This is a genomic window from Arthrobacter nitrophenolicus (assembly GCF_000332815.1).
Classification (GTDB): Bacteria; Actinomycetota; Actinomycetes; order Actinomycetales; family Micrococcaceae; genus Arthrobacter; species Arthrobacter nitrophenolicus.
Genome location: NZ_AOFD01000055.1, coordinates 17,420 through 27,868, shown reverse-complemented (window position 1 = coordinate 27,868; position 10,449 = coordinate 17,420). Strand labels below are relative to the sequence as shown.

The window sequence follows — 10,449 nt, the reverse complement described above, 5'->3', positions numbered from 1 at the left end:
GGCCGCACCCCAGCCCGGGGACAGGCAGCGCCCGGCCCCTCCCCAGGCGGGCGCTGGTCCTGGCCGGGGCGGCCGCCGTCGTCGTCGTGGTCCTGCTGGTGGTCCTGCTCGTGGCGAACCTGCAGCCGGGATCGTCGCCGGATGCCAACTCCGGCGGCGGGGCGCCGGTCGGGGCGGGCGGCGGGATCGAAGTCGACTCCTCGCCGGTGACGAGCGAAGACGGGCTGCGCCTGACGGGGCTGCAAGCGGCAAGCCGTCGCGATCCTGAGTCTCCCCGGGTGGGTGACACCGTCACAGTGAGCTATGCCCTGACCAACACCACGGACCAGCGGCTGGAGCTGGAGTACACGTTTGTGGGGGTGCGGGACCCGGCTGATGACCACCGGGATACCGAGGACATGAACGAAGGAAAGGTCCTTCAGCCCGGTGAAACCGTCAACGCCCAGGGCCGGGTCCTGATCGACAGCGCCGGCTCGTGGACAATCTGGCCCTGCTATGTACTGGCCGGGGAACGCTTCTGCCCCGACAGGTGGCAGGAGTTCTTCGTCCTGGCCGAATAGCCGGCGTCGGTTGAAGGGGATACGGATGGAGCACCGGGAGCATGGACCCGTGCGGGCGCGGCGGATCAAGGCCGTCCCTCCGCCGGCCACGGCGGATCCCACCTGGGACCGGCTGGAGGACCAGATCACCTGGTACGACGGCAGGAGCGGGGACAACCAGCGGCGCTACAAGTGGCTGAAGCTCCTGGAGCTGGCGGTCGCTGCGGCGCTGCCGGTGGTTGCGGGGATCGGCAGCCCGGCCCTGGCAACCGGCACGCTGGCCGCCGTCATCGTGGTCCTGGAGGGAGCCCAGCACCTCTACCAGTTCCAGGAGCGCTGGATCACGTACCGCTCCACCGCGGAGGCGCTCAAGCACGAGCGCTACCTGTACCTGGCCAAGGCCGGACCCTACCTCGGCGCGACCGGCACCGGCAGCTGGCGGAGCGGATCGAGGGCCTGATCTCCCAGGAGCACGCCAAGTGGACCACCAGCCAGCAGCAGGCGCCGGGCCGTTCGGAAGGCGGTTAGGCCGCGGGGAGGGGCGGAACGTCAAGGATCGGCGAGTTGATCAGTGCCCGGTCATAGAGGACCAAGGCATTGTTCTCGATGACGAGTTCCTTTGCTGTCACGAGCCCGGTGCTCTTGTCCCTGGTCAGGCGCATGACCCTGTTGTGGCGGTAGACCTTTCCGTCTGATTCGTAAAAGTAGGCGTCTTCTTCGCGGATGTGGAACTTCACGTCCGGGACCCGCTCGGCGCGGAGCTCGCCGCACAGGTGTTCGTCCGTGGTGCTGACCAGGAACTGGTAGGCCTGGCCGGTGTCGTTACGGACCCGGTAGTCCAGGTAGTTGTAGATGATCGAGGTGCCCGAGCCGAACGGGATCTGGCGGTTGAAGTCCGGAAACAGGTCCAGGTCGCCGTGATGGTGGTGTTCCACGACGGTCAGTTCACTGTGCAGGACCATCCAGTGCAGGAGGTTGGTGAACTGGCACAGCCCTCCCCCGATGCCCGAGTCCGGGCGGCCGTGGTTGATGACCAGGCCTTCCCGGTATCCCTTGGCCTCCGTACAGTTCCCCACGAGCTTCCAGAAGGAGAAGGTCTCCCCCGGCCGGATCACCACCGAGTTCACCAGGGGAGCCGCGATGCCGAGGCTGACGGCCTTGTTCTCCTGCAGGTGCAGGTCGACATTGCCGAGCTTCCGCCGGATCAAGGAGTTGTGGCGGTACACGAGTGCAGGCAGGGGGTCATCATGCCGCTGGCGGGCGAAGACCGCGGTGGAGAGGAGATCCTGGACCCGCCGCTTGAGGATCATGCGCTGGACCGACATGCGGTACGTCATTGGCGAGATTTCGCAGAACAGCTTCCGTGGCACTGTTTCCCCAATAACAAGCCCCGAAGGGCGCCCTGGCGTACGGACCTCCGCCGCCGGACACATCTTCCCCGACGGTGGGTGACAACGGGAAAATCTACTCCCCGGGAGTGGTTGACGCCAGTAGAACGCCATCGCTAACATTCACTCACCGCGCGCTGGGGAGCCCGACGAGGAACGAAAGGACCCCCCACAATGAACCGCATGTCGCGCTTGTTTGCCGCCTCCTGCGCAGGCGTCGCCCTCACCTTCACCGCCTCCCCGGCCCTGGCCGCGCACACCGACGACGGCGGCAACGGCGCCCACGTGGAACAACGCGAACTCGTCTTCGACGATGGATCCAGCTACGAATATCACGAAGTGGTGCGGCACCATGGCGGCTACTACAACACGACCAACTCGCGGGATCAGTGGACCGAGGAGGATGGCGACTCATTTGACTGGAAGCGGCACTACAACGAACTCGAAAACGTGACGACCATAAACAGCCAGACAACGTATATCGACGGCGACACGACGTGCCGCGCCAACTCCGTCTCCATCTATGTCACCACTGCCAAGGGCGGGATAAGCAAGGGGAACTCGCATGAGAGCAGCGAGTGCCCCGAGCCTGCAGCCGGCGGTTAGGCCCGTCCCACCGGACTGTCCTCACGTCCTAGACCACCCTCCGGTATGAGGACCCGGACGCCGTCCTCTCCAGCAGCTCGAAGTCGACGAGATACCTGCGCAACAGCACGACGTCGTCCGTGTAGTTCAGGAGCCGCTCGTTCACCTGCCGCTCGGTGAGGTCCTCCCCCGACCGGATGGCCTGGCCCACCACCCAGGCTAGAAGCTCACGCCGGTCGGCGGGGCTGGCCGGGTACCGGTCGATCCGGCCAAGCCGGAGGAAGCGGTCCACCCCGGTCTTGGGCTGGCGCTTCGGGTGCTGCGACAGGAGACCGCGGAAGACCGTGTCCGAAGCCTCAAGCCCCTTGTCCCCGGACCACTCGACCAGGCCAGCTTCAAGGAGCATGCCTATGGCTTTGGAGCGCCGCTGCTCCTTCGCGCCGGGCAGGACGACTTCACCCAGCACAATCTGCGCGTACGCTGTCCGCGCCTCCCGGCTGGCAAGCGCGGCCATGACCCTGCGCCAGTGCGGTCCGCTCAGACCAGAGACTCCGTTCAAAGCCACCTCCCAGGGCTGCAGCGGGAAGCATCTTCTTAGACCGGGTTCTCATCATTCGCCATCGCTTCGACCCAATCAATGGCTTCGTCCGGGAAATAGTGGCCCGGTTCTTCGCCCTGGCTTACCCACCACGGATCGGCGCTGGCCGGTCCCCCGGCGCGGGCGATCTCGGCCACCACGTCTTCCGGCACCACGCCGCCGTTGTTTTCAATCAGCCATTCCCGCGTGGATGGCTGCAGTCTTGTCCACCATTGCTCGATGCCCATACGCGAAGTCTTCCACTAAGGACTTTGGAATAGGAGGCCAAATCCGGGTTCCTACAGGCTTTGCCGGGCCAGCCACTGCTGCACGGTTAAGGCTTCGGGGAGGATTTCCCTGGTCGTGCTGGTTCCCATGTCAAAGCGTTCCGTCCGGAGCCACCGCCACATGGTGATCAGGTCAGTTCCCACGAAGCGTTTGAAGAGCCAGACCGGCATGGGGAAGCCCCGGGGCTTCTTTCCGGTCCGCTCCTTCCACAGCCCACGGCACTCGTCGATCGACTGGACGTCGGACACCAACCCCAGCACGGCACCTGTCCACCGGTCAGGATCCGCAAACACTCTGGCCGCGATGGCCCCCAAGTCGTCAACACAAAGCCACCCGACTGGCCGCGACGGCCCCATCAGCTTCGGCATCAGGTGCCATGTGGAGACCGGCGGGTAGTAGCCCTTATCCGTCATGAGTTCCATGAACGCCATCGGCCGGAGCACCGTGAGGGGCAACCCGAGATCACGGAACCGCCGGGCGATGACCAGCTTCGAATCCCAGGAACCCACGCCTGTCTTGTCTTCCCCGACTCCGGCCGCGCCGTACACAACGTGCCGGACGCCGGCCTCAGCGGCGGCTGCCGCTACGTTGCTGCCTTGGCGAATTTCGGCATCGAGACCGCTGGTCTGCGGATTCTGCACGTTGAAGAGCCCGTACACATCGGCGAAGGCCGTTCGGAGTGAAGCAGGATCCTCGGTGTCCGCTTGCCGTACCTCGGCCCCGAGCGCGCGCAGAGCCTGGGCTCGCTCGCCTGACGGGTTCCTGGTGAGCGCCCGCACCTGCCATCCGTCATTCAGGAGGTGCCGGGTCACGGACGACCCCTGCCGCCCCGTCGCACCGACCACCGCAATCACACCGGGAGTGCTCCCGCCAGAGGAAGAAACCATGGCTCAGTATGGCACCAGGGCTGAGGAATGCGGACCCTGAAAACCACATCATTGTTCTGCCGCACGCGACCGCCTGCACTGTACGATTCCCCGTAGTCCGGTCAGGAGGTTTTCACCGGGCCGGGGACGAGGGGGACGACTCATGCTGGATCTCAAACGCATCTACTGGACACGCCAGGGCCTACGCCTGGCCTACTCAGCAGTGATGGTGTGGCTCGCCGTCGCGGTGCTGAACGCGCTGATGTCGAAAACCGCACCTGTTACCGGCACGGGGCCATCCACTGCCGGGGAGGTCCTGGGAAATCTGGTCAACGGCGTCGTCGCTGCGGCTGCACTGCCGGGCGTGGCCGCCGTCGTGCTGGGCATCGTGGCCGCCGTCCTCATCAGCCGGGATGTCCGACGCCGGGACCGGTGCGGCGCTTCACCCGCCAGCAGCGCCGCGAGGGCATGGCTCGGGCCGGCGGCCAATGCGAATTGGAGGCCGGGTTCGGCCGACGCTGCACCCGCCCCGCCGAGCACGGCGACCACTTCTATCCGTGGTCCAAGGCGGATCCACCAGCCTGCAGAACTTCGTTGCCGCCTGCGCCAGGTGCAACCGGGCCAAACGGGCCCGGATCCCGTCGCCGGGGCAGCAGCAACGGCTGGAACGACGGCGGCGGGACTACGTCACGTCCGGCGCTTTAGTGAGCGTCGGCGAACGGCAGCCGCTCCGCTGACCGCAGCATGGCCCAATGCCGGATAGGTCTTGCGGCCGGACCGCCGCTCCGGTGATGATGACGTAGCGCACGAGGCGCGACTGGTTTTGGGCGTGGGGGTCCCTTGGCTGGCTGAGCTCCCCAGAAGGCCATCGTTGCTGCACTTTCCTTCCGTCAATTCAGCTGCCCACGGTCCCTCCCCGCGCGATGTGGCCAAGCTCAGCGAGCTGCTCGACGACGACGTCTGGGCGTTCAGCAACTGCCGGGTCGATGCACCGGGCAGGCCGGTGGCGGAGGTGGACTGGTTCTTCTACAACGCCCGGCACGGGACACTGATGGTCAGCGAGTGGAAAGGCTTCCCCCAGCGGGTCGTGTGTGCGGCGGACACGGGAGCGAAGTGGGAGCTGGAGGGCGGGCTGATGGTGGCCAACCCCGTGGAGCAGGTATCGCGCCAGCTCGACGCCGTCCGGTCAGCCCTGCGGATCTCGATCCTTCCGGAGCATTTCCCGGGCTTCGACCCCGCGCAGTTGCGCCTCATGCAGAGCGTGTACTCCCCGCAGGTGGACGAGCGGACCGTCATTGAGCGCATCCGCTGGGGCAGGGTCTACGGCAGCCAGCCGGACCTGGCCGCTGTCCTTTCGGCCGCCACGAGTCCCGCGCCGCTTGTCCTGCCCGACGGCGGCACCCGGCTCGGCCTCGCCGCCGCCCTGTGTGCGCTGTTCCGCACCAGCCTTCCGGCTGATGTGAAGGCCAAGCTCCAGAGGTCGAAGCAGAGCGAGCACGCGAACCGGATCCAGCGGATCAGCGCGATCCACCGCCAGATCGCTGCGCTGCACGAGGAGCTTGCCGCCCTGATGCTGGCGGGCACCCCACTAGATGACCACAGTGCCCGGCATCCCGCTGCTTCCATACCCGCACCGGCACCCGCACCCGCACCTGCCACAGCCGCAACCCCGCCGGCGGTAGCGGCCAAAGCCCCCGGGCTGACCGAGCAGCAGCGGATGCAGGCTCATCTCGACAGGACCTTCAAGGGTGTCAACGGCAGCAAGGACGCCGCGGCCAAGGCGCTGGAACGGGCATGGCGGTCGGTGCTCAATGATCCGCAGCTTCACGGGGACACCGGCATCAGCGTTTCCCTGTTCGGAGCGGTTGGCGCACCGTTGGTGAAGCAGCACCACGGATCACTCCCCAAGGTGCTTGGCATGCAGCTGCGCAAGTGGTGCGTGCTGCAGGCACGGGCCGTGGGAATGAACCCCTTGGACGTCCCAGGCCAGCCGTCGAACATCCGCGTGCGTTAGGCCGACCGCGGGTTCACGGACTGGGGGCTGGCCGCAAGACGGCGGCGACCGCTTCGACGGCGGAGCGGGGGCTCGTGAGGACCGGTGTTTCGAGCCCGGCCAGGAGGGCGGCGGCAGGTTCCATGCTGGCCTGGGCGAGGACGACGGCGTCGCAACGGCCTGCGAGCGCACGCGCCGCCTTGGCGATGCTTGCGTGATAGGCCTCCGCATCGCCCGCCAGGAACGACTCCCACGCACCTTCCACCACGCTGGCCTCCACAGTGATGTCGGCTCCCGCTTCCGCGGCCTCCTCGGCGAGGAGGCGGGTGGTTGGTTCGACGGTGCTGGTGAGGGCCGCCAGGACGCCGATCCGCGGCCCGAGGGTCACGGCCCGGCGGAGCATCGGCCGGTCGATGCGGATGACCTTCAGGCCGTCGCCCGCGAGTTCCTCCGCGATCCCGCCCAGGGTGGAGCAGGTGCAGAGGACTACCTCACACCCGTCCCCGCGGAGTGTCGAGAGGTGGGCGGCGACGACGGCACGTACGCTCTCCGCCGTCGTGTCCTGCCGGGCAACCTCCAGCGCTTCGGGATCCACTCTGTGGACCGTTGCGGCCGCGGGCATGAGCTCCCGGACCAGGGCCTCGAACGTTGCCACGTGGACCTCCGCCGTGTGGAGGAAGCCGACCGTGGGGGCAGTGTCGGGGCCAAGTTCGGTCATGGAGCCTGACTGTAACAGGCAAGAGGCGTGATGGGAGTGACGGAGAACGGTACGGCCAGCAGTGGCTGCACCCTTTTCACGAAGTCCTTCACATGGTCTTCTTCGTTGTGGGCCTCAAGGTCTTCGTGCCGGGCCCAGCCTTCAAAGAGGACGAACGTACCCGGCCTCTGGCCGTCAGCGAAGACCGTGTATTCGAGGCATCCGGCGTCTTTTCTGCTCGCTGACTGCAGCCTGGCGAGTGCTTCCTGAAGCTCCGCTTCCTGCCCTGGTTTTGCGATAAACACTGGCATTAGCCAAACTTGCGCTTCTTCTTGGCTGGCAGTTGTCTCTGGCAATTTGTGCGTCCTCCGCTGTCCCTGTGCCGGGACGGAGGGGCGGCACGGCCGCCCCTCCCGTCTGGTCAACTGTTGATCTGCTGAACCTCGACCCACGATTCCTTCGCAGCGGACTCGACGATTGCGTCGTCAATGAGGGCCACCTGGTATCCGTCGGCAAAACTCGGGCTGACACTGCCGCCTTCTGCAATGGCCTTGAAGAAGTCGTAAGCTCGATGATCTTCGTTTCGCCGTATCCGATGCCGAGCGCAGGGATGGGCCAGAGCCCATCGCCATAGGGGTGTGCGGGTCCGGTGTAGACAGTGCGGAATCCCCGGCGGTCACCCGGGTCGGACGCGAAGCAGACCTGCAGCTCGTCACGCCGCTCGTAGTTGAACACGATGCTGCCTTCGGTTCCGTGGATTTCGAAGGTGATGTAGTTGTTCCTGCCGTAGGCGTTGCGGGTCGCTTCCACGGACCCCACGGCTCCGTTGGCGAAGCGGATCATGGTCATCACTTCGTCATCCACATCAACCTGGCCGCGGGGCCCTTCTCCGCCACGGACGGTGCCGAGCGCGTCTGCGCCACCGGACTGCAGCGGCCGCTCGGGGATCCAGGTGGACAGGACGGCATTGACGGCGCTGAACTCGCCCACGAGGTAGCGCGCCATATCGATAACGTGGGTTGCGATGTCGCCGAGGGCGCCGGAGCCTGCGATGGATTTCTGGAAGCGCCAGGAGAGCGGTGAGTTGGGGTCCGCGCTCCAGTCCTGCAGGTAGGTCCCGCGGAAGCTGAGGATGCGGCCAATGGCGCCTTCCTCGATGTATTTCTTTGCCAGCGCAACAGCAGGGGTCCTCCGGTAGTTGAAGGCCACCATGTGAACGAGGTTCTTGTCCTTGACCGCGTCGTACATCGCCTTGGATTCTTCGCCCGTACGGGCCAGGGGCTTTTCGCAGATGATGTGCTTGCCGGCCTCTGCGGCGGCAATGGCAATCTCGGCGTGGAGGTGGTTGGGCGTTGCAATGTCGACGACGTGTATGTCCGGATCGTCGATAATGCTGCGCCAGTCGGAGGTGGACTTTTCGAAGCCGAAGCGGCGGGCCGCTTCCGAAGCAAGGTCCTCGTTGGCTTCAGCGATGACCTTTCGGACCGGCAATGCCGGTGCGGGCCAGAAGAACATGGGCATGGCGGCGTAGGCCAGCGAGTGGGCCTTGCCCATGAAGCCGCCTCCGATGAGGCCGACGTTGAGGTTCTGCATGTGAATCCTTTTCCTTCCGGAAGGCAGGGCAAATGCCGTCCATGGCAGTGCCCTGCGGTTGAAAAATTAGTTGGAGAGGAGCTCTTCCAGGTACTTCTTGCTGATGGCGGCTGCTTCCCGGGGGTCGCCGTCGTAGTTGTCGAGTTCGACCATGAGCCAGCTGTCATACCCGCTTTCCCGGATCGCAGCGATGATGTCCGGGAAGTCCAGCTCGCCCTGCCCCAGAGGGAGGAAAGTGAAGGGAGCCTGCTGGAAATCCTTGAGGTGGACGTGCCGGATACGGTCCGGGTATTTCCGGATGACTGCGGCCGGGTCCGCCCCGCCGGCGGCAAGATGGGCGGTGTCCGGGCAGAAGCCGATCCGGGTGAGCGGCATCAGTTTGTCCAGTTCATCCGGGCTCTCGACGATGGTGCTCAGGTGCGGGTGGTAGCTCGCCGTCAGCCCGAAGCTTTCTGCGATGTCAGTTACCTTGTCCAGCCCTTCGCCCAGCCGCCGGTAGTCTTCCTCGGTGGTGCCGGCCGCGCGGCGGGCTCCGCCTCCTACCACCAGCCGTTCCGCCCCGAAGTTTGCGGCCAGTTCGGCAGCCCGGTGGATCCGGTGCAGTTCGTCGGGAAGGATGTCCGCGTAGATGAAGTTCGCCCCGGTGTAGACGCTTGTCAGTTCTACGCCGGCGGTACCCAGGATTTCTTTGAGTTCTTCAGGCTTCTCCGCGTATTCCGCGAGATTGCCGTCGAACATTTCAACACCCTGGTAGCCGACTGAGGCGATGTCCTGGACGGCGTCCCGCATGGACCCGTGGGTCAGGTAGAAGAGGTCCTTCACGCTTGTTACGCCTTGCGGGTGGCCGACGACGCCGCCCCAGGTGATGGAACAGTAACCGAGTTTCATTGCTTCTGCCTTTCAGGAGCCGAAGAGGAGGTGGGTGGCATGTGTGCTACTTCTTCCGGGCCAGGGCGACGGCCAGGATGATGATTGCGCCGCGGACCACCTGCTGCTGGCTGCTGTCGAGCCCGGCAAGGATCAGTCCGTTGTTGATCAGGCCGATCAGCAGGGCACCGAAGAGGGTGCCGATGATGGAGCCGAACCCGCCGAAGAGGCTGGTTCCACCCAGGATGACGGCCGCGATGGCGGAGAGTTCGTCTCCCGATCCCCACTGGAAACGACCGGACTGGAGACGGCCGGCGTACAGCATGCCGGCGACGCTTGCCGCCATGGCTGAGATAAGGAGCACCTGGAATTTGATGCGCTTGGTGTTGATCCCGGTGAACTCCGCGGCGTTGCGGTTGCCACCCGTGGCCAGGACCTGGCGGCCGAACTTGGTGCGGTTCAGCACGACGGCGCCGATGGCCACGAAGATCGCGCTCCAGACCACGAGGCCCGGAATCGGACCGAAGTTGCCGGATCCAAACAGCATGTTGAACGTGTCGTTGAGGATGGGCTGGGGCGCCGACGCCGTAATCCACTGCGCAACGCCCACGGCTATCCCCAGCATGCCTAGTGTCACCAGGAAGGACGGTATGCCAAGGAGGCTTACCAGGGCACCGTTGATCGAGCCGACCACCAGTCCGACGGCGAGCCCTGCCAGGATCCCGGGGATCAGGCCAAACTGGGACAGGGCCATCGCAGTGCACACACTTGAGAGCCCGGCCACGGAGCCGACGCTGAGGTCGATTTCTGCACAGGCGATCACGTAGGTCATGCCGACGGCGATGACGGTGATCGTGGCGGTCTGCCGGAAGATGTTCAGCAGGTTGTTCGGCGACAGGAAGCCCTGGTCGCGGAGCAGGACGGCGAAGAAAAGGAAGACGACGACGAAGCCGATGTAGATGACGTAGCGACGCCAGTCGAGGTCTTTGAGGATGGCGCCGAAATTGCGGGATGCCGCGGTGTCCCGGGGCGCGATGGTGTTTCCCTTGCTCACTT

General features: G+C 65.5%; 15 protein-coding genes. 5 read left to right on the top strand and 10 right to left on the bottom strand.

The genetic code is table 11. The annotated features are described in order from the left end of the window. A partial coding sequence (locus G205_RS21965; protein ID WP_009359016.1) for a hypothetical protein occupies window positions 1–560 on the top strand: 560 nt, incomplete at its 5' end. A gap of 25 nt (window positions 561–585) precedes the next feature. Beyond that, a complete protein-coding gene (locus tag G205_RS16675; RefSeq protein WP_009359015.1) occupies window positions 586–999 on the top strand; it encodes a DUF4231 domain-containing protein in 414 nt (137 codons plus the stop codon). Between the two features lie 64 nt (window positions 1,000–1,063). Here the strand turns inward: G205_RS16675 and G205_RS16670 are convergent, their stop codons facing one another. Next, window positions 1,064–1,876: a VanW family protein gene (locus tag G205_RS16670; protein WP_235047029.1), complete on the bottom strand. Its 813-nt coding sequence runs from the start codon at window positions 1,874–1,876 to the stop codon at window positions 1,064–1,066. A 234-nt stretch (window positions 1,877–2,110) separates the two neighbouring features. Between G205_RS16670 and G205_RS16665 the strand changes: the two genes are divergently transcribed. Then, on the top strand, window positions 2,111–2,533 hold the full coding sequence (locus tag G205_RS16665) for a hypothetical protein (RefSeq protein WP_152419606.1): 423 nt from the start codon (window positions 2,111–2,113) through the stop codon (window positions 2,531–2,533). A gap of 28 nt (window positions 2,534–2,561) precedes the next feature. Here G205_RS16665 and G205_RS16660 read toward each other — a convergent pair whose 3' ends face one another. The 4 genes from G205_RS16660 to G205_RS24120 all read right to left on the bottom strand — a co-directional run bounded on the left by G205_RS16660 (window position 2,562) and on the right by G205_RS24120 (window position 4,630). Continuing rightward, complete coding sequence (locus G205_RS16660; RefSeq protein WP_009359012.1) at window positions 2,562–3,026, bottom strand: DUF2087 domain-containing protein; 465 nt, start codon at window positions 3,024–3,026, stop codon at window positions 2,562–2,564. 80 nt (window positions 3,027–3,106) lie between these two features. Next, complete coding sequence (locus tag G205_RS16655; protein ID WP_009359011.1) at window positions 3,107–3,337, bottom strand: hypothetical protein; 231 nt, start codon at window positions 3,335–3,337, stop codon at window positions 3,107–3,109. A 51-nt stretch (window positions 3,338–3,388) separates the two neighbouring features. Next, complete coding sequence (locus G205_RS16650) at window positions 3,389–4,264, bottom strand: NmrA/HSCARG family protein (RefSeq protein WP_083875090.1); 876 nt, start codon at window positions 4,262–4,264, stop codon at window positions 3,389–3,391. Window positions 4,265–4,456: 192 nt separating this feature from the next. Next, window positions 4,457–4,630 carry a hypothetical protein gene (locus G205_RS24120; RefSeq protein WP_420874317.1) on the bottom strand — a complete coding sequence of 58 codons (174 nt, stop codon included), beginning with the start codon at window positions 4,628–4,630 and terminating at the stop codon, window positions 4,457–4,459. Between the two features lie 26 nt (window positions 4,631–4,656). On the opposite strand from G205_RS24120, the gene G205_RS24115 reads away from it, so the two are divergent. After that, window positions 4,657–4,980, top strand: a complete 324-nt coding sequence (locus G205_RS24115) for an HNH endonuclease (protein ID WP_420874316.1) — start codon at window positions 4,657–4,659, stop codon at window positions 4,978–4,980. Between the two features lie 134 nt (window positions 4,981–5,114). Then, complete coding sequence (locus tag G205_RS16640; RefSeq protein ID WP_009359008.1) at window positions 5,115–6,257, top strand: hypothetical protein; 1,143 nt, start codon at window positions 5,115–5,117, stop codon at window positions 6,255–6,257. Window positions 6,258–6,270: 13 nt separating this feature from the next. Here the strand turns inward: G205_RS16640 and G205_RS16635 are convergent, their stop codons facing one another. The 5 genes from G205_RS16635 to G205_RS16615 form a co-directional block, all read right to left on the bottom strand. Then, window positions 6,271–6,954, bottom strand: a complete 684-nt coding sequence (locus tag G205_RS16635; RefSeq protein ID WP_009359007.1) for a hypothetical protein — start codon at window positions 6,952–6,954, stop codon at window positions 6,271–6,273. Beyond that, window positions 6,951–7,244, bottom strand: coding sequence for a putative quinol monooxygenase (locus tag G205_RS16630; protein WP_035753513.1), 294 nt, complete (start codon window positions 7,242–7,244; stop codon window positions 6,951–6,953). Before G205_RS16630 ends, G205_RS16635 begins: the two co-directional genes overlap by 4 nt. Then, window positions 7,129–8,526, bottom strand: coding sequence for a levoglucosan dehydrogenase (locus tag G205_RS16625; protein ID WP_009359005.1), 1,398 nt, complete (start codon window positions 8,524–8,526; stop codon window positions 7,129–7,131). The genes G205_RS16630 and G205_RS16625 overlap by 116 nt, the downstream gene beginning before the upstream one ends. A 66-nt stretch (window positions 8,527–8,592) precedes the next feature. Further along, window positions 8,593–9,414: a sugar phosphate isomerase/epimerase family protein gene (locus G205_RS16620; RefSeq protein ID WP_009359004.1), complete on the bottom strand. Its 822-nt coding sequence runs from the start codon at window positions 9,412–9,414 to the stop codon at window positions 8,593–8,595. 46 nt (window positions 9,415–9,460) lie between these two features. Continuing rightward, window positions 9,461–10,447, bottom strand: a complete 987-nt coding sequence (locus tag G205_RS16615; RefSeq protein WP_009359003.1) for an ABC transporter permease — start codon at window positions 10,445–10,447, stop codon at window positions 9,461–9,463. Window positions 10,448–10,449: the final 2 nt, after the last annotated feature.

Excerpts from the sequence above, each read along its gene's own strand:
- G205_RS16675 (WP_009359015.1), top strand. The coding sequence starts at position 586 with ATGGAGCACCGGGAGCATGGACCCGTGCGGGCGCGGCGGATCAAGGCC.
- G205_RS24120 (WP_420874317.1), bottom strand. The coding sequence starts at position 4,630 with ATGCCCAGCACGACGGCGGCCACGCCCGGCAGTGCAGCCGCAGCGACG.
- G205_RS24115 (WP_420874316.1), top strand. The coding sequence starts at position 4,657 with ATGTCCGACGCCGGGACCGGTGCGGCGCTTCACCCGCCAGCAGCGCCG.
- G205_RS16660 (WP_009359012.1), bottom strand. The coding sequence starts at position 3,026 with ATGGCCGCGCTTGCCAGCCGGGAGGCGCGGACAGCGTACGCGCAGATT.
- G205_RS16650 (WP_083875090.1), bottom strand. The coding sequence starts at position 4,264 with ATGGTTTCTTCCTCTGGCGGGAGCACTCCCGGTGTGATTGCGGTGGTC.
- G205_RS16620 (WP_009359004.1), bottom strand. The coding sequence starts at position 9,414 with ATGAAACTCGGTTACTGTTCCATCACCTGGGGCGGCGTCGTCGGCCAC.
- G205_RS16635 (WP_009359007.1), bottom strand. The coding sequence starts at position 6,954 with ATGACCGAACTTGGCCCCGACACTGCCCCCACGGTCGGCTTCCTCCAC.
- G205_RS16630 (WP_035753513.1), bottom strand. The coding sequence starts at position 7,244 with ATGCCAGTGTTTATCGCAAAACCAGGGCAGGAAGCGGAGCTTCAGGAA.
- G205_RS16670 (WP_235047029.1), bottom strand. The coding sequence starts at position 1,876 with ATGACGTACCGCATGTCGGTCCAGCGCATGATCCTCAAGCGGCGGGTC.
- G205_RS16655 (WP_009359011.1), bottom strand. The coding sequence starts at position 3,337 with ATGGGCATCGAGCAATGGTGGACAAGACTGCAGCCATCCACGCGGGAA.
- G205_RS16665 (WP_152419606.1), top strand. The coding sequence starts at position 2,111 with ATGTCGCGCTTGTTTGCCGCCTCCTGCGCAGGCGTCGCCCTCACCTTC.
- G205_RS16625 (WP_009359005.1), bottom strand. The coding sequence starts at position 8,526 with ATGCAGAACCTCAACGTCGGCCTCATCGGAGGCGGCTTCATGGGCAAG.